Source organism: Pseudomonas sp. NPDC088368 (assembly GCF_044753445.1).
In the GTDB taxonomy this organism is placed as follows: Bacteria; Pseudomonadota; Gammaproteobacteria; order Pseudomonadales; family Pseudomonadaceae; genus Aquipseudomonas; species Aquipseudomonas bambusae.
In genome coordinates this window covers 778,033-803,739 of sequence record NZ_JBIVNG010000001.1, presented here as the reverse complement: position 1 = coordinate 803,739, position 25,707 = coordinate 778,033, and the positions used below count along the sequence as shown (strand labels likewise).

Here is a 25,707-nt window from a genome sequence, read left to right as displayed (position 1 = left end):
ACTGCCCCGTCATTACGTGGTCTCGATCAACACCGACTTGCGATATTCACCCGGCGCGGCACGCAAATCGCAGACAAGGCTTGAGGTGGAGCGAAACCTGCTGCCATCCTCGCGTTCATAACGCCAAGCCCGGCAAAAGCGGGGCAAAAAAAGACCTGAACCGAGGAGCCTGACCGTGAGCACACCTGCAAACACCGAGCGCTACAGCTACAAAGCCCGCTGGTTTCATTGGGCGATGGCCATTTTGATCGTGCTGGCTTACGCGCTGATCCTTAGCCGCAGTCAGTTCGCCAGAGGCAGCGACCTGCGAACCTTTGTGGTGCAAACGCATTTCTGGGTGGGGATCGTGGTGCTGATCATGGCGTTCTTCAGGATCGCTGAGCGTCATCGCCACACGCCGCCGGGCATTACGCCGCCGCTCGAAGGTGCCCTTCGTCTGGCCGCCACGTTATCCCATTACGCGCTGTATGCGTTTCTGTTCATTCAACCGCTGCTGGGGCTCTTCACGGTGTTGCTGGAGCGCGGCGCCCTGCCCGTCCCGCTGACCTCGCTGGCCATCCCGGCACCGTTCGCCATTTCCAAGGAGACCGCCGAGACCCTCGAACACTTTCACGTCCTGCTGGGCACGATTTTCTACTACGTGATCGGCCTGCATGTCGTCGCCGCGATCTGGCACCACGTCGTGCGCAAGGACAACACCGTGCGGCGGATGGTGTAAGCCTGACTCACTCCCATCACCGAGGTGCCGCCGAATCCTGTGGGAGCGAATTCATTCGCGAGACGGAGGTTCAGGCGATGCATGTATGTCGCCTGTTCGGGCCTCTCGCGAATGAATTCGCTCCTACAATTCAAACCGCGTTCGCCCCTACCGGCAGGGCGCCGCCGAACCCTGTGGGCGCGAATTCATTCGCGAAGAAGCCGGTAGGCTCGCACTCAACCTCAGCGTACATCGTCGCCAACGTCACTGGCCCTGATCCACCGTCCCGTCCACCGGGTCAGGCGGCACGGGGCCGTCCTGGCTGGTGTCGATGCTGACCACCACCGACATGCCCGGACGCAGGCGATCTACAGCGTCCTGATCGTTTTCCACCGTGATGCGCACGGGTATCCGTTGGGCGATCTTCACGAAGTTGCCGGTGGCGTTGTCGGCCGGCAACAGGCTGAACTCAGACCCGGCAGCCGGTGAAATGCGCTGCACGCGGCCGCGCATTTTGCGGTTTTCCAATGCATCGACGGTGAAGCTCACCGGTTGTCCCAGGCGCACGTTGGCCATCTGTGTTTCTTTCATGTTGGCAATGATCCAGCGTGGACGCGGCACCAGCGCCATCAGTTGCGCCCCGGCGTTCACATAAGCCCCCAGACGCGTACCAATCTGCCCCAATTGTCCGTCGCGGGGCGCGGTGATGCGCGTGTTGGTCAGGTCGATACGCGCCAGCTCGATGCTCGCTTCCGCGTTTTTCACCGAAGCTTCCAGTGAGCCTCGGTTGACGATCACCGTTTGCAGGTCCTGGCGAGAAATCTCCAGCGACGCCTTGGCCTCGGCCAGCGCGGCACGGGCCTGAGCGTCAGCGGCTCGGGTGACGTCCAGTTCGCTTTTCGACACCGAGCCGTCGCTGACCAGTGCCGAGTTGCGGCGCAGGTCGGCGGCCGCCTTGTCGCTCTGGGCCTGGGCACTCACCACACCGGCCTGACGCTGCAGGATCGTTGCTTCAGCACTGCGACGCTGTTGCAGGTTGTTGTCCAGCGCGGCCTTCTGAATCCCCAGTTGCGCCAGCCCTTGATCGAGATGCTGCTGATAAATGCGATCGTCGATGCGCACCAACAAATCGCCCTGCTTCACCCACTGAAAGTCCTGCACCGGCACTTCGTAGACGTAGCCACTCAACTGCGGCCCGATGATCGTGGTCTGCCCGCGCACCTGTGCGTTTTCAGTGCTTTCAATAGGGCTGCTGAACGGCGGCAGTTGCCAGGCGTACAGCACGATCAGCACGCCTGCCAGAGCGATGCCACCAAACAGAATGGACGACACCAGCCTGATCCTCGCTGACCGGGGCTGGCTGGTCGCGGGCATGACTGCCGGCGCCGGAGCAGGCCCGGGGGTTTGAGAGGAAGAGGCAGGGCCGGAAGGCTTTTCAGATTCTGTCATGAAGGTTGAGCGCCGGAAGGTTGTGCTGAAGGTTGAGCAGGGGTGAACGGTGCGACCGGCTCGGTGGTGATCCACAGCCAAGTGGCCCGCGCCGTGATCCAGATCGCCGTGAGGATGGCGATCAGCGCGATCAGCATGAACACGTCGTTATAGGCCAGGGTATTCGCCTCGCGTGTGGCGGCCGTGGCCAGTGCACGAATGCCTTGATTGGTACGCGCCGAGGGATCGGCAATCGCTGAGAGATAGGCCCCGCTGGAGCTTTGCAGGCGCGATTGCACCTGAGGATTGAGCAGCGTGACGTGCTCGACGATGTGCGCCGAGTGAAACTTCTCACGCCACACCTGAAATGTCCCCAGGAGCGCCGAGCCGATCAGGCTGCCGACGTTCTGGCAGATCCCGAACATCACCGAAAAACTGACCATGTTGCGCGGGTTGCTGATCACCCCGCTGATCCCCAGCACCAGCGTCGGGCCAAGAAAAAAGGTGCCGCCGAACGCCAGCAGGAACTGGCTGAAATACATCTGCGGACCTCGGGTCAAGCTGGTGGAAAAGCTGTCCATGATCGAGCCGACAGCCATCAGCGCCAGGGAGATGATCAGTGGCTTGAACAGGTGCTGCGGATTAATGGTGAGGGCGCTGATCAACAGGCCGGCAATGCTGCCGAGCAACATGAACAGGTACAGCGTGTGCAATTGCTCAGTGCCCTGATTCATCCCTTGCAGGAAACCCACGGCGCCGGTGGCCTGTTCAGATAACACGATGCGGGTCAGTAACACACCCAGGGCGAATCGGATCATCCGCCCGCTCCCCAGCCAGCGGGTGATCAACAAGGGGCGGGTGCGGTTATGTTCGATGCACAATCCCGCCATGATGCTGGCGATGGAAAACGCCAGGGCCAGGCCGATCCAGGGTTCTTCGAGCCACCACTCGATGCGCCCCAGCGACAGCGCCGCACACAGCGCGGCAAAGCCGGACGCGAGCAAGGCGAAGGTCAGAAAGTCGAGTTTTTCGAAGGTCTTGAAGCGATCCCCCGGCGGCAATTTGAGGATCAAGACGCAGCCCAGCGCCAACAGGCACATCCCCAATTCGAACAGGTACAGCCCACGCCATTCGGCGATCTGCAACAGGTCTTCCGAAACGAGACGCGCCAGCGGCGTCGCCAGTTGTGCCGTGCCGAGGCCGAGCACCAATGCCTTCATCCGCCATTTCTGCGGGAAGGCCTGGATCATGTAATACAGCCCCAACGAACTGAGCGCCGCGCCCACCATACCGTGGGCCGCACGCACGGCGACGGCGGACTCGATGTCGTTGACGAACAAATGGGCGAAGGTGACGAGCGCGTACAGCACCAGAAACACTTCAGTGAACGCTCGCAGGCCGAACTGTTGACGAAATTTCACCAGCAGCAGGTTCATCGAGACATTGGTCATGACGTACGCCGCAGGCAGCCAGGCAATTTCCGCTTGCGTCGCCCCCAGCGAACCCTGGAGGTATTGCAGGTTGGCGACCACCAAGGCGTTTCCCAAGCCCCCGGTCAGCGCCACAATCACACCGACGATGGCGTACGCCCACCGCTTGGGATTCGAATGCAAAGGCGTGGACGGCGAGCCCGGTATCGTCGGCCGCTCATGGGGGGCCCAGTCGTGGGGGGTGTACTTGTCGTTCATCGAGCAGACCTGGTGAATGCAGTCCTGTGACCGTGGGCAGAACGATATTACTCACTCATGGACCGGATGCTGTGACGATTAGGTTGTTTTGCAGTTTTTTCGCGGCCGGGGTGAGTGGGGAGAGTCTAGTTCCGAGGCGCCTCCTGCGCGCGGCAGAACCAAGACCGCACGCCCTTGATATCAACACCACAAAAATCCGACCAACATACGGTTGCCCCTGGTTTTATGCTATTACACTCCCCATCTTCCTCGGCACCCGACCTTCCGACATTCGGGCTGCCGTTTAATCGGTCCAACAGGAGTCATTGCCATGAAAATCCCGGGTCCCGATCACCCCATCACCATCGCCCCGCTGCAAGGCCGTGTCACGGTTCAATTCAAGGGCGTGCGCGTGGCGCAAAGCGACAAGGCGCTGGAGCTGAAAGAAGCCAAATACCCGCCGGTGATTTATATCCCCCGTTCGGATATTTCGATTGAACATTACGTTAGAACCGAACATCGAACCCATTGCCCCTACAAGGGCGACGCCAACTATTTCAGCCTCAGCGCCAACGGCGAAACCGCGGAAAACGCCGTCTGGAGCTATGAAGAGGCCTACCCATCGGTCAAGGAAATCGAGGGCCATGTCGCGTTCTACCCCGACAAGGTGACCCTGGAAATTCACTGAAACCGACGCCACTCTGCTCGAAGCGCTTGCGCTACACGACACCCGGAGAGAAACCGATGCGTCATTCACGCCAGCTACGCGAAACCCCCACCACGGACCCGCTGTGCAAGCGCTATCAGAGCGTTCGTGGTCGCACCGAACAGTTGGTCGCGCCGCTCAGTCCCGAAGACATGGTGGTGCAGTCGATGCCCGACGCCAGCCCGGCGAAATGGCACATGGCGCACACCACCTGGTTTTTCGAGACCTTCCTGCTCATTCCCAACGTGCCCGACTACACGCCGTTCGATCCTACGTTTGGTTACCTCTTCAACTCGTATTACGAAGCCGTGGGGCCGCGCCATCCGCGTCCGCAACGAGGTCTGATGACCCGGCCGGGCGTCGATCAGGTCAAGGCCTACCGCAAATATGTCGACGAGCACATGTCGACGCTGTTAATGGGCGGGCTGTCCGATGAGCTGTCGAGCCTGATTGAACTGGGCCTGGCCCACGAAGAGCAGCACCAGGAACTGTTGCTGATCGACATCCTGCACCTGTTCAGCCTCTCCTCACTCAAACCCGCTTACGACCCGACCTGGCCGAAAGATGCGACGGGCCGTCGCGGCCAGTTCAAGCCGCTAAGCGCGGGGCTGACGCAGATTGGACACAGCGGCGAAGGCTTTGCGTTCGACCACGAAGGCCCCCGCCACACCACCTATCTGCAGTCATTTGAAATCAGCGATCGGCTGGTCACCAACGGCGAATGGATGAGTTTCATCGCCGACGGCGGCTATCAAACTGCCTCGCTGTGGCTGTCCGAGGGTTGGACGCTGATTCAGGAGCAGGGCTGGACCGCGCCGTTTTACTGGCAACACGACGAAAACGGCTGGAAGCGCATGAGCCTACGTGGCCTTGAAGACATCGACCCGGCCGCACCCGTGACCCACATCAGCTATTACGAAGCCGCGGCGTTTGCGACCTGGGCCGACGCTCGCCTGCCCACCGAAGCGGAGTGGGAAGCCGCCGCGCGCGCCAGTCTGCTGGAGCAAGTGGATGACGTGGCCTGGCAGTGGACCCAGAGCGCCTACAGCGCCTACCCCGGCTTCAAGCCGTCGGCCGGTGCGGTGGGCGAGTACAACGGCAAATTCATGGTCAATCAGATGGTGTTGCGCGGCGGTACCAGCGTCACCTCTCCCGATCATTGCCGCCTGTCTTATCGCAACTTTTTCCCGACCGACAAACGCTGGGTCATCACCGGGTTGCGCCTGGCCCGCGACAGTCGTCAGCCGGGGGTGGTTAATCCGCAAGACAGCGAATTCGCCCACGATGTGATCGCCGGCTTGTCAGCGCCGAACAAGGCGCTTTCACCCAAATACTTCTACGACGCGAAAGGCTCCGACCTGTTCGAGGCCATTTGCGAGACCGATGAGTATTACCCCACCAACGCCGAGACCGGCTTGTTAAAAGGGATTGCGGGCGAGATTGCGGCATCGATTCCGGAGGGCGCTGCCTTGGTGGAGTTTGGCAGTGGCGCCAGCGAGAAGACCCGACTGGTGCTGGATGCCGCGCCGCAGTTGGCGGTCTACGTGCCCATCGACATCAGCGCCACAGCGTTAAAAAAAGCCGCCAAGGCGCTACGTCAAACCTACCCGAATCTGGTGGTCGCGCCGCAGGTGGATGACTTCACCCGAGTCGTTAAACTGCCGCAGGAAGTCGAAGGCCTGACCCGCGTCGGTTTCTTTCCCGGCTCCACCATCGGAAATTTCACTCACGATGAAGCGGTAGCGTTTTTGCGCGGTGCCCATCAGGTGCTAGGCGAACACGCGCAGTTCATCGTCGGCGTGGACATGGTCAAGGACATCGACACGCTGGTGGCGGCCTACGACGATGCCGAGGGGGTGACAGCGCGTTTTAACCTGAATCTGCTGACCCGCATCAACCGCGAGCTGGGGGCTGATTTCGACGTCACTGCCTTCAAACACCTCGCGCTGTGGAACGCCGAGCGTTCTCGAATGGAAATGCATTTGGTGAGTCAGGTCGAGCAAGACGTGACCGTGGCGGGCCATCGCTTTCACTTTGCGGCGGGTGAGCGGCTGCACACGGAAAACTCGCACAAGTTCACAGTGGAGTCGTTTACCGGGCTGGCAGCGCGGGCGGGATGGGCGGTGAGCCAATACTGGATCAGCGAGGCGCCGGAAATGGCGCTGTTCCGTTTGCACGCGTGATGCGGCACGGCTTGCCGGCGGTGGCGGCGTCGCTGCCGCCGGCACGCCGGACTGCTACAGAACCTGCGCAAGTCTTGAAGCCGTGCAAGGTCTCAACTGTGGGAGCGAATTCATTCGCGAAGGCGGCTGCACATCCGACACATTTCTATCGCCTGCCCTTCCGTTCGCGAATGAACTCGCTCCCGTCCCGCACCTGGCTCTTCGTCGGACGCGGGATTGTCTGTTCTGCCCTCCCCCGTCTTCGATTCTTCATTTCAATTGCAAAATGTGGCTGTTAGCATCCCGGTTGATTTTCACGGAGTGCGGCCTTCATCGGGTCGCTTGAACGAGCAAGAAGAACAAGAGCCACAGGGAGTCAGCGATGACGGCACAGGTAGTATCGGCCACGTCTTCAGGGCAGGAACCCGCCTGCTACACCGTTCTGTCCGAAGTACGCAATCACATCGGCCACATCACCCTCAACCGCCCGCAAGGGTTGAATGCCATTGATCTGGACATGGTTCGGCAACTGCAACACCAGCTCGACGCCTGGGCCAAGGACGACAAGGTGTACGCCGTCGTCCTGCGAGGCGCCGGGGAAAAAGCCTTCTGTGCGGGGGGCGATATCCGCTCGCTGTACGACAGCTACAAAAACAACCAGACCCACCACCAGACCTTCTTCGTCGAAGAGTACGCGCTCGACCTCACCCTCCATCACTACCGCAAACCCGTCATCGCCTTGATGGATGGCTTTGTGCTGGGTGGCGGCATGGGGCTGGCTCAGGGCGTTGATTTACGCGTGGTTACCGAACGCAGTCGTCTGGCGATGCCGGAAGTGGCGATCGGTTATTTTCCCGACGTCGGCGGCAGTTATTTCCTGCCTCGGGTGCCGGGTGAGCTCGGCGTCTACCTTGGCGTGACCGGCGTGCAGATTCAGGCCGCCGACGCGTTGTACTGCGGCCTCGCCGACTGGTACCTGCAAAGCGCCCGGCTGGCGGACCTCGACCGTCACCTCGACACGCTGAAGTGGACCCTCACCCCGCTCAAGGACCTGCAAGGCGCGCTGGCGAAAATCGCCGTCCAGCAATTGCCCGAACCGCCGCTGGAAAAGCTGCGCCCTGCCATCGATCATTTCTTCGCCCTGCCGGACATTCCGAGCATTATCGAGCAACTGTTGGAAGTGACCGTTATCGACACCCACAGTTGGGCCGTGGACACCGCCAACCTGATGAAAACCCGATCGCCACTGGCCATGGCCGTGACGCTGGAGCTGCTGCGCCGGGGCCGTCATCTGCCGCTGGAAGCCTGCTTCGACCTGGAGCTGCATCTGGATCGTCAGTGGTTCGAACGGGGCGACTTGATCGAAGGCGTGCGCGCCTTGATCGTAGACAAAGACAAGAAACCGCACTGGAACCCGTCGAACGTCGAGGCACTGGATGCCGAACACGTGGCGAGTTTTTTCAGCGGTCATGAGGCGTGACCCATGCAAGACCTTGAACTGACCGAAGAACAAATCATGATCCGCGACATGGCGCGCGAATTCGCCCGCAACGAAATCGCGCCCCACGCCCAAGCCTGGGAAAAAGCCGGCTGGATCGACGACGCGCTGGTGAGCAAGCTCGGCGAACTGGGCCTGTTGGGGATGATCGTCCCCGAGGAGTGGGGCGGCACCTACATCGACTACGTCGCCTATGCGCTGGCCGTGGAAGAAATCTCCGCAGGTGACGCGGCCGCCGGCACGTTGATGAGCGTGCACAGCTCGGTGGGCTGCGGCCCGGTGCTCAATTACGGCACCGAGGCGCAGAAAGAACGGTGGCTGGAGAAACTCGCCAGCGGCCAGGCCATCGGCTGTTTTTGCCTGACCGAACCGCAAGCCGGTTCCGAAGCCCACAACCTGCGCACTCGCGCAGAACTGAAAGACGGCGAATGGGTGCTCAACGGGGCCAAGCAATTCGTCAGCAACGGCAAGCGTGCGCAGCTGGCGATTGTGTTTGCCGTGACCGACCCGGAGTTGGGCAAGAAAGGCCTGTCGGCGTTTCTCGTGCCCACCGACAACCCCGGTTACACCGTTGATCGCATGGAACACAAGATGGGCATCAAGGCCTCGGACACCTGCGCGGTGACTCTGAGCGACTGCCGCGTTCCCGAAGCCAATCTGCTGGGCGAGCGCGGCAAGGGCCTCTCCATTGCCCTCGCCAATCTCGAAGGCGGTCGCATCGGCATCGCGGCCCAAGCACTGGGCATCGCCCGTGCCGCCTTCGAAGCCGCATTGGCCTATGCCCGCGAGCGGGTGCAGTTCGACAAGCCGATCATCGAGCACCAGAGCATCGCGAATCTGCTCGCCGACATGCACACCCGCATCAACGCCGCACGCCTGATGGTCTTGCACGCCGCACGCTTGCGCACGGCAGGCAAGCCTTGTCTGTCAGAGGCGTCGCAAGCCAAACTGTTCGCCTCGGAGATGGCGGAGTGGGTCTGCTCCAAGGCGGTCCAGATTCACGGCGGCTACGGCTACCTCGAAGACTACCCGGTGGAGAAATACTACCGGGACGCCCGCATCACTCAGATCTACGAAGGCTCCAGCGAAATCCAGCGCCTGCTGATCGCGCGCGAACTTCGGCATTACGACCTGTAGCGCACCCTGCGGACGCCGGGCCTGTCAGGGGCTCGGCATCCCAAAACTGCGACGCCCCAGCAATAGCAACAACAACGTCACCGAGTCGGCATTGCGCAAGATCAGCCGGCTGCGTACCGCTGCGTCGGCCAGGAATACATCCCTGGCATCATCGAGGTCCGGCGCCCCCGTGACCTTCAGGATCGTTTCAAAACCTCGCCCATCCTCCGGCTCGAGGTCACGCCGCGTGCCCGAGTCCATCAGCGTGAACAACGCATCCCGATCGCTCAGGTGGGAAAGCCGCTTCGTATGCAGTCGTTCGACGCTGTCGCGAACCCGCGTGTTGAAGGGCGTGTCATTGAGCAACAGGTCCGGGTACGGCGCCATGGATTCCAGATAGGCGATGTCGTGGGTGTCGAGGGTCAGGTGGGACAGTTCGTGAATCAGGTTCGCGGCCCGATGGTGCACGTCCACAGAGAACCCTTGCGCCACGGCGGCGGGCGTGATGAAGAAGGACGGAGAAACGAAAAACTGTTCGGTGAGGTAAAGCCGCTGTTTCGGGTCTGTCTTGATGACGAACGCCGTCACCATTTCATGCCCCGGACGGGTGGAGCCGATGACAAATCGCGGCGACGAATACGGTGACAGGGAGGCATCCATGATCGCGCTGTACAGCGTCTTGGCTGTATTCAACGTCTCGTCCAACAGCGCCTTGTCCGGGACCGTGACGCCGAAATAATCGGCGATGATGCGCGTCACCTGCGGGTCCAGCGGCTGCCCGTTCTGGTGCGGACTCAGGTTGTCGAGGCAGGTTTCCAGATACCGTTTGGCCTTAATGTGAGCCTGCCCGATGCGTCGTGCGCGGTCCCGGTACAGCTGCCGGATCTCGGGCATCCCTCGGGCCTCAATCACCAGGATGTCCTTGGCGCTCTTATCGATCTTGCCCTCTTTCATCTTGGTGACCACCGCCCCGCCGCCCCGCAGGCGCAAGGTCAGGTCCAGATGCCAGCGCTGGTTGATGTCCATGACCAGCTTCGGCCCCGTCGTGCCGTCGGCGCCGACGATGATCCAGTTGTTCTCCGCCTCGATGCGCCGGACTTGGTACACCCGGCCTTTCACCACGGCATAGGTCGCGCCATTCACGGTGTCGGTGAAGAGGTTGAGCAAGTGGTCGTGACGCAGATCGGCGAGGGCTACACCCCGCGCCTCCAGCCCTTTAAGGCGCAGCTTCTGCCCGGCATCCAGTGCGGTGTTGCGCCAGGAAAACGCCGACGGCTGGGCCTCTTGATCCTCGGTGAGACCGTCGCCGCCGAGCCGATCATCGCGAACCTGTTCCTGAAAGGATTGCTCTCGGGCCGTCACCATCACACCGAGTGCCGCGGAGAACTCCGAAAACGCTTCGCCCCAATGCCGACCGGACGCCGAAGCGGCCGACGCGCGCAGCAACGTCTGGCCTTGCCACAACGTGACCATGGCGGACAGTTTGCTGGGCAGCAGGCTTACCAGTTGCTCGAACCCGAGCGTCGCCAGAAAGGTTCGGCCTGCCTGATCCTCCTGCTCATTGGTCACGGTGTTCGCGACGATCAGCTCCAGCAACAGCTTGACCGCGCTGTTGAACAGGTACTGCACCGCATTGCCCTTGACCTCGCTGACGTCCACGGTCACCGGCCCTGGTGCGCGGAAGGGCAAATCGCCCAGCCCTTCCACCGAAAACGGCAAGTGCGGCTCGATGAAGCCTCCGTGGTCATAACGACGATGCACGCTGGGCTCCACCCGCGCCAGCAAAAGCTGCTGGAGCGAGGCGTCGGTGCGAATGGCCTCGTGTAATGCGGACAGGCTGGCGTACTCGCGAAACGTGAACGTTGAATCATGCATGGCGTACAGCACGTGCACGCCCGACTCATCGCCCCCTGCGCCGATCAGATACACCCCGCTCACAGGGTCAGGGGTCATGCCCGCGTCGGCCACCAATCGCACCGGACTGATCATCGCCCGCACGCCATGGATGGGTTCTCGCGCCAGGCCATCGGGCATGTCCAGCACGCCCACCACCAGGTCAAACGCGGCCGGACTGAGTTCTCCCTTGAGTTTCTGCGCCAACGCCACCGCCATCAGCATCGGCGGCAATTGATTGACGAACAGTTGGTTACGCGTCTCGTACAAGGCATCGGTGGGGGTAAGGGCCTCACGTAGCAGGGCCACGTAACCCGCGCCGATGTTCAAACGCCGGACCAACTGACGCACATAGTTCACGGTCATCGTCTCAGCTGCCTGCGGGTACACCTCCGACGTCACGCTCAAAATGGCGCTCTGATGATTGGCGAAGCGATTGATCGCGTACTCGGTCAGGGATTCGGTGTGCGTGATCGTCGCGGCGGGCACGCCTGACGGGAGCTCGCCCGTGGGCGGAAAGGCACTCACGAACTCACGGGAGGTGATCGTGATGTCGTCCGGTTTAAAGCCCAGGCCGGGAAAATCGGCCTCCAGCCCCGCACGCAATTGGGCGCGTGCGTAGCCGTGCAGCGAGGACACGCCAATCAGGAAATCCTTGCCGCCGTCGGTGGCCTCGTAATAGCGCTTGAGCAAATCGCAATACAGCCCCAGGTCGGCAATGGACGCCTCGCTCAACCAAGGGGGCAGCAGCGCTTCGAAGAGGCTGGTTTCGATCCTTACGGACAACCCGTCGATGAGGCTGCACAGGGATGCGTCGGTGTCACAGTGACCGGCGAGCTGGCTGAACAGTTGCGCGTCGAATCGGCAACGTCGGGCGCGCAGACACAGCTGACGCACGTCTTGCAATTGGCGTTGCAACACCCCCTCTTGCAAGGCGTCAAGGGCGTTCCCGTCGATCCGGTCCAGCCGAACCCGTACTGGGCTGTCTGGCACTTGCGCCAGATGACGCTCCAGGCGCACGCGGTCGCGTTCGCTCAACAGCTGCAACCAATCATCGCGCTCCGCGCCGGCCAGCTTGCTCTGGAGCATGCGTTGCAAACGTGCGCCCGACCTGAACGAGCGCCAGCCGGTCAGGCTCGACCAGAACACCAGCGAGCGGGCCTGCGGCTGCGGCGACTGAAGCACCATCGCGTCGCATAACCTGACGCTGGAGGCGTCGCCATACGTCAGCCAGACCTCGAACGCTTCCGCAGCTTCAGGATGGGACGCCGAACGCACCGTGTGGGCGGGTTGATCCAGCATCTGGCGGATCAGGTCTCCGGACGGGGGAACGATCCATTTCTGCCGCGTAGCCAAGGCCGCATACAGTCGCATGGCGTCCTCGCGCAACTTCAGCGCTTCGCGTTCGGGCTGCAAAGGACGATCACCGTGCCGCTGCCCTTCTGGTCGCGACGCCTCGAATTGACGAACGTACCCCTCGACGAAGTCAGGCGTGAGGGTGCGCAACAGGTGTTCGACCAACGCCACCGGGAACTGCCCGGGAGCTGTCGGGTTGTCCACCCTCACGCGCGCACCCGCCGGAAGCTCTGGGCCGCAACGCCCCGTCACCCGCTCCAGCAACAATGACATCAGGTCCAGCGTCTCAATGTCCTGTGTCGCGACGGTGGGCAGTGTTGACACACTCGCCAGATCAGTACGCTGCCACTGGATGTGGACATTCGACGCATTCAGACGCCCCTGGCTCCACACGCACAGGTAACGCTGCAGCGCCTGTTCCGCATAGGCCTGCAACGTGTTGTCGAGCTGCCGCAGTTCGGTGGTACGCCGGTCAAAGTCACGGGTGAGGTCTCGCCATGAGGGCACGGACACGATAGCGGTCGCCTCGGCAAGCGGCGCCAACGCCGGACTGTTCTCTTCGTGCGTAGGGGAGACGGAAGCGGACGGCAGTGTGGAAGAAGCGGGCCGCTGCCAGACGGACATAAAGTCGAACGGCGCCTGCCGACGCCAGCGCCCCGCACTGAAACACAATTGGCGTGGGTCCAGCAGTTGGCGAATATCCAGTGCGTCGTCGATCATCGCAGCCTGTTTTTCCGACCGCTGAGGCAGGGTCAAGGCGTACATCAGGTTGCGCGCCTGCAGGGCGAGAATCGTATCGATCAGTAGCTCACAGGGCCGGGTCTGGAGTTCGGCGAAACCGATCCGCACCTCGCCCTCGCGCTGCAACATGACATGGTCGGAGAGGGCCAGTGCGTAAGCGGCCTGGGCCCTCCCTTCCGGGGTCGCAAAATACGCGGTCAGCGCGACGGTGTCGGCGAAGCTGTGCCATTGGTGATCGGGGGAATACCAGAACAGCGCCCCCTCGGCACCGGCCGTTGGCTTGACCACAAAGGTGCCCGCCAATGAACAGGCCGCACTGTCCCCGACCCTGAGCGCCAGCCGATAGCAGCGTAAATGGCTGTCGAACGTCCCCTGCCCCGGCAACAGGTGCAGCACGGAACACAGCGCCTTCCGGACTTCCGGGGTCAACAGGCCAGCCGCCTCTCGGCGATATACCCGGTCACGCAGGCTGTTCTCGAACGCCTCAATGGCCAAATCCCTGTGTGGAGATGCACCCTCCACCGTGCGCCAGAACGACGCGAGCCGCGTGCTGCACTGGCGGGATACCTCAGCAAGCGTCTCGGCGGTTGAACCTGTCGAGTCCTCCAGCCATCCGGGCGTCTGTTTCAACCGCGCCGTCAGCGTCCCGACGCGCTCGGCCTGATGATCGACGAGGGCGAGCATTTGCGCTTCGAACGGATTACCATCGATTTTTTCGTATTCGAAGATCGCGGCCTCATCGCCTGCGGCATAACGGTTGCGCAACGCGGTCAGCAGGCTGCTGCGGTCGGCGAACACTTCGAGGCCCAGGCCCAGGGTATACAGATAAACTTCAGAAACGTCGGTCAGCCCATGGCTGAGCAACAGCGCGCCCGACAGCTCGGCATGTCGGTGCAACGGGTTGGCGGCGATCAGGCGATCGATCCGCACAGGGTCGAGATCGTCGGCACGCTGCGGGCGGATCAACGCCTGGAGCCAGTGGCACTCGACGGCACTCAAGCGAGCGTCGTGCAGCGCATCTTCCAGTTCGTCAACGTAACGCTGTCGCAGGTTGGCCGTATGGAAATAAGGGAAGGACGGGGTAGACATAAAAGCTCCTTTTTGGCGTGGCCACCCCGGCCCGGCGTACATCCGGGTCAGGGCAGCAATGTCAGGAGCGTAGGGAGAAATCCTCGGTGCCCTGCGTTATATAACGCTGTACACCGAGGCGGTTTTTCCGGATTGACTGAGTGCCGTGCCAAGCGCCGGTTCAGCCCGGTCTTGTTCTTCTCAAGGGTTCAATGCCGTGTAGTTGCGTCGCCCCAGGCGCAGGATCATCAAGCCGACGGAATCCGCATTCTTGAGCATGACCTGACTGCGTTTGTCGACATCGGCCAGAAAGACCGTCCGGGCCTCGTCGAGGGTCTTTGCGCCTGTGATCCGTAAGATGCTCGAATACCCCAGCGCATCGTCGCGACGCACATCCCGCCAATGACCGTCCTCTTCCTGCGTGAACAAATCCTTTTTGGGGGTGCGATGCGAAAGCCGATAGTCCTGCATGCGTTCGATCTGCGCCCGCATGCGCACATTGGCTGCCGTGTCCTCCCTGAGCAAGTCAGGGTAAGGCGCGTTGGACTCCAGGTAGGCGATGTCCTTGGTATCGAGCACCCAGTGCGACAATTCGTGGATCAAGGTCGATGCCTGGAAATGCGGGGTTGTCTCGAAGCCCTCAAGCGCGGCGGCGGGTTTGAGCCGGAAACGCGGCGGGCGGAAGAAACGGTCCGTGAGAAACACCCGGTGCTGAGGGTCCATCGGAATGATGAACGCGGTCACATGGCCGCGCCCTGGCCGGTTGGTCCCGATCACAAAGCGGGTTGACGAGAATGGCGACAACGAGGGGGCCATCACCCCATCCAGCAGCGCCTTGACGGCCACCTGCACCCGCGTCAACAGGGCCTGCTCGGGGCTGGCCGTTCCGAAGAATTCGCCGACGATGCCTGCAACGCGCGGGTCGAGCGTACCGTCCGCCTGACGGGCATTGAGGTTGTCGAGACAATTTTCCAGGTATTGCCTGGCGAGCGAATGGGCCTCGGCGATGCGCCTGGCACGGTAACGGTAGGCTTGACGTATCTCGGCCATGCCGCTGGCCTCGATCACCATGCCGCTCTCGGCGCTGGCGGTGGAGGCGGTGTCAAGAAAGCGGGTGACGGCGCCCCCGCCGCCTCTGAGGCGCAGGTCCAGATCCAACTGCCAGCGCTGGTTGCTGTCCAGTACGATTTTCGGTCCCGGCGCGTTGTCTGAACCGACGATCATCCACTCGCCCCGTTCAGCCAACCGTTTGACTTGATAAACACGGCCGGCCACGACGGAATAAGGCGTTTCATCCTCCCTGTCGAAATACAGGTTGAGCAATTCGTCGTGACGCATTTCATTCAGCGCGACGTTTTGCGCCTCCAGCCCTTGAAGCCTGACGCGTTGTTCTGGCGTCAGGGTCGTCCGGCCCCAGGAAAAAGACGAAGTGGCCGCCTCTTCCTCCGCGACTTCTGCCAACGGAGCCGCTGCGCCCCCTTGAGGAGGTTCCTCCAGTGACTGTTGCTGAGCCGTCACCATCAGTCCCAGTGCCGAGGTGAACTCCGACAACGCCTTCCCCCACCGATGCCGAGAAGCTGACACCGCAGAATTCCGGAACAGCGTGTGGCTCTGCCAGAGGGTGACCAGTGAAGCCAACTTGCTGGGGAGCAGCGTGAGGGCCTGACTGAGCGCCAGTGTGGCCAAAAACCTGCGACCTGCATCATCGGCCTGGGCGTTGGTCACCGAATTGGACGTGCCCATCGCCACCAGCAGGTCCAGCGTGCCAGCGAACAACGTTTGCAACGCGTTACCTTTGATTTCGGCAATGTTCAGCGTGACAGGCCCAGGCACGCGTACCGGCAGTTCATTGAAGGCTTCAGTCGAAAACGGCAGATGCGGCTCGATGAAACCGCCGTGGGCGTAGCGGCGATGCACGTCCGGCGCCAAGCGCTCCAGCAGCAATGGCTGGAGGGATGCGTCCGTACGAATGGCTGTCTGCAGCGCCTCGCGATTGGCGTATTCACGGAACACGAACGCTTCGTGATAAACCGCATACAGCACCACAGGCCCGGCATCGGGTGCCGTCGAGCAGATTAAATAGACCCCGGTGACCGGATCGGGGGTCATGCCTTCGTCTGCCACCAACTGCAACTGGCTCAAGATGACCCATGCGCCACCGATCGGTTCGCGGGCAATGCCGTCGGGCATGTCCAGCACGCGGGCGATGAATTCATAGGCAGTGGCGCTGAGCTTGTCCTGGACCTTGTCCGGCAGCGCGACCGACATCAATGCCGAAGGCAACTGGCCAATAAACAGGCGCTGGCGCGCGGCATAGTGAGGCTCGGTGGGATTGAACGCATTGCGCAGCAAGGTGGTGTAGGCCGCGCCTACGTTCACGGACCTGACCAGCGAACGCAGGTAATCGGGCGTCAGCGCTGCGCCACGGTGAGACGGTCCGGGGTAATGCACACTGAGCGCCGCGTCCTGAGCATCGACGAAGCGGTTGATCGCATAGTCGATGAGGGACTCAGTGCGCACCTCAGTGGCGGCCGGCACCCCCGAAGGCAATTCACCGGTGGCGGGTAACGCCGTGATGTAGCGTCGCGACGTGACCGTGATCTGATCCGGATCGAATGCCTCGGCGGGAAAATCCCGCTTCAAGGTTTCGGTCAGTCGTTGTCGCGCCAGATCCTGCAAGCTCGGGATGCCAAACAGGAAATCCCTGCCGTCGTCGCTGTTTTGGTAATAGCGTTTGAAGATGTTGTAGTAATCCACCAGTTCGGCGATCGACGCCTCGCTCACCCATGACGGCAGCATCGCCTCGAAAATGCTGTTGTCGATTCTCACCGACAGGCCGTCGAGTGACCCGATCAGCAGATCATCCAGTTCCGTCGCGCTCGCCAGGCGCGTGAACAGGCCGGCCTCGAAACGGCAACGTCGCGCTCGCCTGCACAACAGCTGCAGGTCCTGGTGCTGGCGGGTCATCATGCGGTCTTGCAACGCTCGCGACGTGTGACCGTCCAGACGCGTCAGCTCAATTCGGAAATCGCTGTCCGTTGCGTTCGATAGCTTCGCCTGTAACGCACGACGATCCTCTTCACTCAGGAGCTGCAACCAGCGCTCGCGATCGTTTTGAACGTTGTACCGCACGGTGGCTTCCATGCGTTCGATCGACGCGAACTGGCGCCAGCCGACCTCGCACGACCACAACAGCACCGGACTGTCCGGGTTCAGAGGCTGCCGGAGCACCAGCGTATCGCACAAAGAAGCCGCCGGTTGATCACCATGAGCGAACGACACCGAGTACGCTTCCGTCACAGGAACGCCCAGCGCCAGACGCAGACCACGAATCGGGCGATCCAGCACCTGCCGAACCAGGGTCACCGCGATGCTGTCGATCCTGGCTTGACGCTTGGCCAGAGACAGGTCCAGGCGAATCGCATCATCGCGAATGCTCAGCGCAACCTGGTACGGCGTCGAGTGTTGATCATCTTTGCGCTGCACACCGAGCCTGGACTGTTTGAAGGCCTCGACGTATCGCTGATCGAACGCCCTGACCGCTTCGGTGAGCACGTGATTGATCAGGTCGGTTTCCAGCGCCCCCATCGAGACCATCGCATCGACCTTGAGACGGGTACTGGGGTGCATCGCCGCGGAGCGGTGGCCACTCACGCATTCAAGCAGCAACGAAACCAGGTCCAGCGTGACCACATGCAGTGATTCACTGACCGATACGCTGTGCCCTTCCACATCGGAGGTGTCCGCCGGTCCCGATTCCAGCCACTGAGCCTTGAACGATTGCGCAGGCAGGTAGCCGTCGAACAGCACGCACAGATACCGCTGCAGCGTATGACTCGCCGACTGGATCAGCACATTGTCCAGCTGTTGCAGGCGCCCGGCCCGCGCGTCGAAAGCCTGGGCATACTCAACCCAAGAGGCCGTCAGGGAGCGCAGGGGGGCGGGCGTTTCGTCCTCTTTATCAGCAGGCTCTGGCGCGGGCTCGGTCAGTTCGCCGGCCGGGACAGGTTCGGATGAGTTGACCCCTTCGCTCACCTGAGCGACAGGCTCCGGGGCCGCTTCGATGACCGGCACGATCATCGGTTCGGCCGGCACCGTTGCCGCTTCGTGCTTAAGCCACGTTTGAGCGAAATCGGTCGAAACGCCCTCACACCAGCGCCCCGACCCGAACGCCAATTGCCGGGGATCAAGCAGCGCCCGAACGTCCAGCGCATCATCGAGCATGGCCGTCAGTTGTTCCGAGGCGCAGGTCTGACGCCTGGCGAACGCGAGGTTGCGTGCCTGCTGGGCGATCACCGAATCGACACGCTCGGCGCACAATGGCAGCTGAATTTCTTCCAGCTCGATCTGCAGCGCCCCTACCCTGTCGAGGACCGCTTGATCGGCCAACGCCAGGGCTGGTCGCAGCCGATCGCGCCCGGCCGCCGTGGACAGGAACCCGGTCAATGTTGACAGGTCGGCAAAATGCAGCAGCCGATGATCGGGAGAGAACCAGAGAATTTGCCCCTCGGCTCCGTTTGCAGGCTTGACCAGAAAGGTAGCGGCCATCGGACAGGCGGGGCCGTCTCCTGCCTTGAGCGACAAACGATGGCAGCGAAGATCACCGCCTACCGTTCCTGACGGCAGTTGCAACACCGGCAGCAGCGCATTGAGCGTGTCCACGTGCAAGGTGCCATCGTTACGGTGGTCATACAGTTCGCGGCGCAAGCCAGCGACGAACCCCTCGATGGCCAGGGCGCGTCGAGTGGTCGGGCCGGACACCGTCGCACGCCAGTAGGCCGTCAGCAATTCACGATGGCACGCCTCCAGCCCGGCGTGGGCCGCCGTGAAAGCCTGATGGAACAGCGCGCTGTCCGCCGTCGTCGCCAGCAGTCCCCGGGTGTCGAGGAAACGACGCTCATAGCCGACGTCCAACGTGACTTTGCAGCTGTCGTCGAATGCCGCTTGCGCCAGAGTCTGGACCACCAGGTCCGGCTCGGCATCGCCGTCGTCGATGGGCGCGATCTGCAACACATGCGTCACCGGGTCGAGGGGCATGTGCGGCAGCAAGCGTTGCAGCTCTCGGGTCAACGAGGCAGTGGAGGCCTCCAGCAGCGAAGGGATCTGACTCAATTGCGTCGTCATTTGCCCGACCGCCTCTACCTGCTGATCGACGATGGCCAGCATTTGCGCCCTGAACGGGTTGCCTTCGATCTTTTCGTACTCGAACAGGGTGTCGGCGCCCCCGGCGAAACGTTCACGCAGGACGGCCAGCAGCGCACGGCGATCCTCGAAGGCTTCGACGCCGTTCGCCAGGCTGAACAGATACACATGGGGATCGTCGGTTTGGCCATGGCTGAGCATCAACGTCGCGGTCAGCTCGAAGGGCCGTCGGGCGCCATCGCTGAACACCAGCCGATCCACCCTCAGTGGATCAAGGTCGTCCTCGTCGGGATCGTGGGCCAGGCATTGCAGCCATACGCGCTCGTCGGCCGTCAGGCGACGTGCTTGCGCAGCGTCATCCAGGCCATCGAGAAAGCGCTGTCTGAGCGAAGCCCGGTGGAAATAGTTGACGGTATTAATAGACATGAAAGCTCCTTTTCACGAAATGCCCAGGCCGGTGTTCACCGGCCATGGGCCACATGCCAAGGAGCGTAGGGAGAAACCTCGCACGCCCTGCGCTACATAATGCTGTGCACGCAGGCGGATATCTCAGATTCACTGATGCCAGCGCGGGCGAGCCGATCGCTACAGGACCAGCGCAAAAAACGCCTGGATCAATCGCAGTTCACGTCGCCGCTCCAGGCAGCCGATGAAATGCTGATTCACCAACCCCTCCCCCACCAGCGGCACCGCCACCACGCGCGGGTCGTGGCTGACTTCGACCGACGACACAATGCCAATACCGAGGTCCGCCGCCACCGCTTCCGTCACCGCTTCACGACTGTCCAGCTCCAGTAACACCCGTGGATTGACCTCGACCAAAGCGCACGCCGCATCGAAGGTCTTGCGGGTCACCGAGGTCGATTCGCGCAGCACCATGATCTGCCGATTCAGACGCTCAACCGCGATCTCGATCTCATTCGCCCATTCATGCCCGACCGGCAATAACGCGCAGACTCGCGACTGGGTCAGGTTCTTCACATGCAAGCCCTTGCGCGATTCCACCTCGGTCAACACCGCCACATCGGCATGTTCCGAAACCAGCGCGGCCAAGGTGTCCTGAGCATTGCCCAAGCGCAAATTGACCGTGATCCCCGGGTACTTCGCACGCAGCCGCGCCAGGATGGGCATGACCAGATGCGGCCCATCCGCTACCACCTCCAGACGCCCCGTCAACAATTCGCGATGGGCCTCCAGCAGCGCTTCGGCTTCCTCGGCCATGCCAAACATCGCACGGGTGATCGCCGCCAGTTTCACCCCCTCTTCCGTCAGCTCGACCCGCCGCGCCGTGCGCCGCAGCAGGGTGATCTGATAGCGATCTTCCAGCGCCTTCACGTGCCCGGTCACGGCGGGCTGGCTGATGAACAGGCGCGCGGCTGCGCGGGTGAAGCTGCCTTCGCGGGCCACGGCATCGAAGGCGCGCAGTTGAAAGAGGTTCATGAATCGGCCTGACTTATAGTTCGGATAACAACAAGCAATTTGATTGATAGCCGCCCGATCGTCAACGTAGCCCCATCACGTCCTGACACTGCGAGGCCCCATCATGAGCAACACCGCACCCATTCTGCTGACACCCGGCCCGTTGACCACGTCCGCCCGCACCCGGCAAGCAATGATGGTCGATTGGGGTTCGTGGGACGAACGCTTTAATGCCCTGACCGCCAGCGTCTGTTCGCAATTGCTGGACATCCTCAACGGCCACGGCACCCATCGCTGCGTACCGCTTCAGGGCAGTGGCACCTTCGCCGTCGAAGCCGCCATCGGTACGCTGGTGCCTCGCGACGGCAAGGTGCTGGTACTTATCAACGGCGCTTACGGCAAACGACTAGCAAAGATTTGCGACGTGCTGGGCCGAGCGTTTTGCACGTTCGAAACCCCGGAAGACCAGCCCATCACGGAGGCCGATCTCGAAGCGATGTTGCGAGCCGATTCGCGTATCACCCATATCGCGCTGATTCATTGCGAAACCAGCACCGGCATCCTCAACCCGCTGCCGGAGATCGCGGACGTCGTCGCTCGCCACGGTAAACGGCTGATCATTGATGCCATGAGCTCATTCGGCGCACTGCCGGTGGATGCCGCGAACATCCCGTTCGACGCGCTGATCGCCGCTTCGGGCAAATGCCTGGAGGGCGTGCCGGGGATGGGGTTTGTCTTCGTCCGCAAAGAAACGCTGGATGCCGCAGCGGGCCATTCGCCCTCGCTGTCGCTGGACTTGCACGACCAGTACGCCTACATGGCCAAGACCGGGCAATGGCGTTTCACCCCGCCAACCCACGTGGTCGCGGCGCTGCACGAAGCCCTGCTGCAATACCGGGAGGAAGGCGGCCTGCCCGCGCGCAATGCCCGCTACACCGCCAACTGCCAGACGTTGATCAAAGGCATGGTCGAACGGGGATTGCGCCCGTTTTTGCCCCCCTTGATTCAAGCGCCGATCATCGTCACCTTCCACGCCCCCCGCGATGCGCGTTATCAGTTCAAGGAGTTCTACGAGCGGGTCAAGGCCAAGGGTTTCATCCTCTATCCCGGAAAACTGACCCAAGTTGACACCTTCCGCGTTGGCTGCATCGGCCATGTGGACCCCCAAGGCATGCGGGCTGCCGTCGATGCCATCGGTGACGTGCTGCGGGAAATGGAGGTGCTGGACATCTGAGCCTCACTCCTTTGTTGTTAACCCTGAATTCGCCACAACTATGAGGATTGACCGATGAACTATCAGCACCCTACTCACCTGCAGGCTGCGATTCTCGACTGGGCGGGCACGGTCGTCGATTTCGGCTCGTTCGCCCCGACGCAGATTTTCGTCGAGGCCTTCGCCGAATTCGACGTGCAAGTCTCCATCGAAGAAGCTCGCGGCCCCATGGGCATGGGCAAATGGGACCACATTCGGGCGCTGTGCGATCAATCACCGATTGCCGAGCGTTACCGCGAGGTGTTCGGCCGCGTGCCCACAGACGAGGACGTGACGGCGATCTATGAACGCTTCATGCCGTTGCAAATCGAAAAAATCGCCGAGCACTCGGCACTGATCCCCGGCGCATTGGACACCCTCACCCGTCTGCGCCAACAAGGACTGAAGATCGGTTCCTGCTCGGGCTATCCGGCGGTGGTGATGAAAAAAGTCGTCGAACTGGCCGCGCAAAACGGTTACGTGGCCGACCATGTGGTCGCCGCTGATCAGGTGCCAAACGGGCGCCCCTGGCCTGCACAAGCGCTGGCCAATGTGATTGCGTTGGGGGTCGACGATGTAGCGGCGTGCGTCAAAGTAGACGACACCGTGCCGGGGATTCTCGAAGGCCGGCGCGCGGGAATGTGGACAGTGGCACTGCTCTGCTCGGGCAATGCGCTGGGGCTGATGTACGAGGCGTATCGCGCGCTGACGCCTGACAAGCTCGACGCTGAACGCACTCGCATTCGCGGGATGTTCGAAGGCTCACGCCCGCACTATCTCGTCGATACGATCAATGAGTTGCCCGAGGTGATCGCCGACATCAACCGGCGTCTGGAGAAAGGGGAAGTGCCGCAGGGCTGCTGAAACCGGTCACCGCTGCCGTAGCTGCCCGGCTGGCCGGCTGGCCGGCGGTGACGATTTCATTTTCGCGACCGACGGCAAGCCGGACTGCTACAGAGGCTTCAGCTCTCAGGCCTTGACCGTGCGCTCAACGTGCGCCGCAAACGCATCGATGATGGCCTGCAGGAACGGGCGGGTCTTCTCGCTCAGCTTGCCTTGCTCATCGAAGAACGTCCCGGCGTTGCCCAGATACGCCTCAGGTTGCTGCATGCACAGCACGTCGAGAAACACAAAGCTCTGGCGCAAATGCTGGTTCGCACCGAAACCACCGATGGCACCCGGCGATACGCTCACCACGGCCGCAGGTTTGGCCTTGCCCCACGAGCTCTTGCCGTACGGACGCGAGCCCACGTCGATGGCGTTTTTCAGTGCACCGGGCACCGAGCGGTTGTACTCAGGGGTGACGAACAGGAAACCGTCGGCGCCCTGGAGCGACTGACGGAACGCCGTGTAGGCCGCCGGAGGAGAATCGAGGTCGATGTCTTCGTTGTACAGCGGCAGGTCGCCGATTTCGACGATGCTCAGTTTCAGGCTGGGCGGTGCCAACTCTGCCAGTGCGCGGGCGACTTTGCGGTTGAGGGAGTCTTTTCGCAAGCTGCCGACGATCACTGCAATGGTATGGGGCTGGCTCATGAAGCTGACCTTCTTCTGATGGAGGAGTGGACAGTTATAGATGAAAGATGCCGTTCAGTCCGCCCTGTTTTTTGGTTGCTACTCATCGAATCCGCCGATCTTCGTGGCGAATCTCGTCGCGTCCACACCTACCGTTGGTCGCGACTATTTTTTCCCTCAACGAAAACTCCCCCTCAAAACGGCGGTCTGAAAGGCTTGAGCGAGGAAGGTGCCTACAGATCCTACGGATTTGCCTTACGAGCGGACACGGATTCACGGCGCGCAGTGGTACGATGCGAGCGAAAACGAGCAGTTATTTCCAGAGGTTACAAAGCAAATGGCTTCAGTTCTAGTTGGGCAATTTCATGCCAGAGATGCGGAAGGTCGCATCTACCCGGTGCATGAATTCCGCGAATCACAGCCCGACGAGGCTGACGGCAAGGAGCCCGTGTCCACCTATCGCCTGGCCATTGGCGACCGCGTGAACCACTTGGGTGGCGATGAATTCGAATTGGTGCAGTCAGGGATCAAACTTACCCGCACCAGCTGACAGCAGCCATAAGCTGCAAGTGGCGAGCTGCAAGCAGAAGCAGTGCGCGGTGTCTGGGAATGCGTTGTTTGCTTTTAGCTCGTGGCTTGCAGCTTATAGCTCGAAGCTGTCGACGGAGTCGAAAAGCAGGTACCAGAAGATCGCTGATTCTTGCGTCGTCGGGTCGATGGCGCGGTAGCGCAGGTGGTCGATTCCGCCGACCACGAACCCGTAGCGTTCATACAGTTTGCATGCTGCCAGGTTGTTGTTCTGGGTTTCCAGCACGATGCCGGGCAGGTGGTGTTTGCGGGCCCAGAACTGTGCGACGTCCAGCAGCTTCCGAGCCACGCCGTTGCGTCGGGCCACGGTGTCCACCGCCAGCTCATCGATGTGGGCAAAACCATTCCAGTGCTTGCTGATGACGATATGCCCTACCGGGTCCTCGCCCAGCCACGCCACCAACACGGTGCCGTCGCCACCGTCGCGGTAGTTGCAGAACTCTTCCGAATCAATCCCGTAATTCTTCAGATAAGGTTCGACCGGCGTCACGGGCCATTGCGCCACGGGCTGACCGATCTGCACCTGCGCGTAGCCGGTGACCTCAAAGGTGAACTCACAATTAAGGATGTAATCCTCGAAGCACTCGTCCGCGACACGAATGCTCAGGGTCGGGCTGGCCATTGTCACCGGGAGCCTCCTGCGCCTTGGATAAACGGAGTCAAGCCTGCCTGCGGCTCAGGCTTGCTGGGCCTGCGCTTCCAGCAACTGAGTCCAGAGTGCCGGAGCGCCAGCCGACTTGGCGATGACCGCCAGGCGCGCTTCGTGCTCGGCCCTTTCGGCCTCACTCGCCATGACGATCCGGCCCGGCGTGCGGTTGACGATCTTCCGCACTTCGGAAGGACGGTCCGCACCGCCCTCGCCATCGTTGTTACCCGCCAGGGACAGGGCCGTCTGGCCACCGGTCATCGCCAGGTAAACATCCGCCAGAATCTCGGAGTCGAGCAACGCGCCGTGCAGCTCACGACCGGAGTTGTCGACGTCGTAGCGTTTGCACAGGGCGTCAAGGCTGTTGCGTTGACCCGGATGACGCTCACGGGCCATGGCCAGGGTGTCAAGGATCGAGCAGTAGCTGGAAAGATTGGCGCGGTCGTGCTGGCCAATCAGATTGAATTCGTTATTGAGGAAGCCAACGTCGAAGGGCGCGTTGTGGATGATCAGCTGTGCGCCCTTGATGAACTCGTAGAACTCATCGGCGACTTCGGCGAAGCGCGGCTTGCCGATCAAGAACTGGTCCGTGATGCCGTGAACGCCGATGGCGCCCTCGTCGCTGTCACGGTCCGGTTGCAGGTACACGTGGAAATGACGCCCGGTCAATCGCCGACCGATCACCTCGACACACCCGATCTCGATGACCCGGTGGCCATCAGTGACGGGCATACCGGTGGTTTCGGTGTCGAGTACGACTCGACGTTCAGTGATGATGTTCTGTGCAGTCATTGCCTGGCGCCTCGGTTGCAGGCG

16 protein-coding genes are annotated in these 25,707 nt (G+C 61.8%); 8 read left to right on the top strand and 8 right to left on the bottom strand.

Features of this window, described 5'->3' with window-relative positions; translation table 11 throughout:
• Positions 1–175 precede the first annotated feature (175 nt).
• A complete protein-coding gene (locus tag ACIQAL_RS03345; RefSeq protein WP_401142317.1) occupies positions 176–718 on the top strand; it encodes a cytochrome b in 543 nt (180 codons plus the stop codon).
• Positions 719–961: 243 nt separating this feature from the next.
• Here the strand turns inward: ACIQAL_RS03345 and ACIQAL_RS03340 are convergent, their stop codons facing one another.
• Both ACIQAL_RS03340 and ACIQAL_RS03335 read right to left on the bottom strand, forming a co-directional pair.
• Complete coding sequence (locus ACIQAL_RS03340; RefSeq protein ID WP_401142314.1) at positions 962–2,146, bottom strand: HlyD family secretion protein; 1,185 nt, start codon at positions 2,144–2,146, stop codon at positions 962–964.
• Positions 2,143–3,813: an MFS transporter gene (locus ACIQAL_RS03335; protein ID WP_401142311.1), complete on the bottom strand. Its 1,671-nt coding sequence runs from the start codon at positions 3,811–3,813 to the stop codon at positions 2,143–2,145. Before ACIQAL_RS03335 ends, ACIQAL_RS03340 begins: the two co-directional genes overlap by 4 nt.
• Positions 3,814–4,123: 310 nt before the next feature.
• Here ACIQAL_RS03335 and ACIQAL_RS03330 point away from each other — a divergent pair, with 310 nt between their 5' ends.
• The 4 genes from ACIQAL_RS03330 to ACIQAL_RS03315 all read left to right on the top strand — a co-directional run bounded on the left by ACIQAL_RS03330 (position 4,124) and on the right by ACIQAL_RS03315 (position 9,295).
• Entirely contained in the window at positions 4,124–4,480 is a 357-nt protein-coding gene (locus tag ACIQAL_RS03330) for a DUF427 domain-containing protein (RefSeq protein ID WP_401142308.1), read from the top strand.
• A gap of 56 nt (positions 4,481–4,536) precedes the next feature.
• On the top strand, positions 4,537–6,681 hold the full coding sequence (gene egtB / locus ACIQAL_RS03325) for an ergothioneine biosynthesis protein EgtB (RefSeq protein WP_401142305.1): 2,145 nt from the start codon (positions 4,537–4,539) through the stop codon (positions 6,679–6,681).
• Positions 6,682–7,042: 361 nt separating this feature from the next.
• Positions 7,043–8,140, top strand: a complete 1,098-nt coding sequence (locus ACIQAL_RS03320; protein ID WP_401142302.1) for an enoyl-CoA hydratase/isomerase family protein — start codon at positions 7,043–7,045, stop codon at positions 8,138–8,140.
• Between the two features lie 3 nt (positions 8,141–8,143).
• Positions 8,144–9,295 (top strand): acyl-CoA dehydrogenase family protein, encoded by a 1,152-nt coding sequence (locus tag ACIQAL_RS03315; protein WP_401142299.1) that lies wholly within the window; start codon positions 8,144–8,146, stop codon positions 9,293–9,295.
• Positions 9,296–9,319: 24 nt separating this feature from the next.
• On the opposite strand, the gene ACIQAL_RS03310 is transcribed toward ACIQAL_RS03315, so the two are convergent.
• The 3 genes from ACIQAL_RS03310 to ACIQAL_RS03300 all read right to left on the bottom strand — a co-directional run bounded on the left by ACIQAL_RS03310 (position 9,320) and on the right by ACIQAL_RS03300 (position 20,914).
• Positions 9,320–14,353: a dermonecrotic toxin domain-containing protein gene (locus ACIQAL_RS03310; RefSeq protein ID WP_401142296.1), complete on the bottom strand. Its 5,034-nt coding sequence runs from the start codon at positions 14,351–14,353 to the stop codon at positions 9,320–9,322.
• A 180-nt stretch (positions 14,354–14,533) separates the two neighbouring features.
• Complete coding sequence (locus ACIQAL_RS03305; protein ID WP_401142294.1) at positions 14,534–19,900, bottom strand: dermonecrotic toxin domain-containing protein; 5,367 nt, start codon at positions 19,898–19,900, stop codon at positions 14,534–14,536.
• Between the two features lie 159 nt (positions 19,901–20,059).
• A complete protein-coding gene (locus ACIQAL_RS03300; RefSeq protein ID WP_401142291.1) occupies positions 20,060–20,914 on the bottom strand; it encodes a LysR substrate-binding domain-containing protein in 855 nt (284 codons plus the stop codon).
• A gap of 103 nt (positions 20,915–21,017) precedes the next feature.
• Here ACIQAL_RS03300 and ACIQAL_RS03295 point away from each other — a divergent pair, with 103 nt between their 5' ends.
• Positions 21,018–22,127, top strand: a complete 1,110-nt coding sequence (locus ACIQAL_RS03295; RefSeq protein WP_401142289.1) for a 2-aminoethylphosphonate--pyruvate transaminase — start codon at positions 21,018–21,020, stop codon at positions 22,125–22,127.
• Positions 22,128–22,181: 54 nt separating this feature from the next.
• Positions 22,182–23,009 (top strand): phosphonoacetaldehyde hydrolase, encoded by an 828-nt coding sequence (phnX, locus tag ACIQAL_RS03290; RefSeq protein ID WP_401142286.1) that lies wholly within the window; start codon positions 22,182–22,184, stop codon positions 23,007–23,009.
• Positions 23,010–23,114: 105 nt separating this feature from the next.
• Here phnX and ACIQAL_RS03285 read toward each other — a convergent pair whose 3' ends face one another.
• Positions 23,115–23,678 carry an NADPH-dependent FMN reductase gene (locus tag ACIQAL_RS03285; protein WP_401142283.1) on the bottom strand — a complete coding sequence of 188 codons (564 nt, stop codon included), beginning with the start codon at positions 23,676–23,678 and terminating at the stop codon, positions 23,115–23,117.
• Between the two features lie 316 nt (positions 23,679–23,994).
• Between ACIQAL_RS03285 and ACIQAL_RS03280 the strand changes: the two genes are divergently transcribed.
• On the top strand, positions 23,995–24,207 hold the full coding sequence (locus tag ACIQAL_RS03280; protein WP_341959093.1) for a hypothetical protein: 213 nt from the start codon (positions 23,995–23,997) through the stop codon (positions 24,205–24,207).
• Between the two features lie 93 nt (positions 24,208–24,300).
• On the opposite strand, the gene ACIQAL_RS03275 is transcribed toward ACIQAL_RS03280, so the two are convergent.
• Positions 24,301–24,873 (bottom strand): GNAT family N-acetyltransferase, encoded by a 573-nt coding sequence (locus tag ACIQAL_RS03275; RefSeq protein ID WP_401142279.1) that lies wholly within the window; start codon positions 24,871–24,873, stop codon positions 24,301–24,303.
• Positions 24,874–24,921: 48 nt separating this feature from the next.
• Positions 24,922–25,665, bottom strand: a complete 744-nt coding sequence (gene dnaQ / locus ACIQAL_RS03270; RefSeq protein WP_166593791.1) for a DNA polymerase III subunit epsilon — start codon at positions 25,663–25,665, stop codon at positions 24,922–24,924.
• Positions 25,666–25,707: the final 42 nt, after the last annotated feature.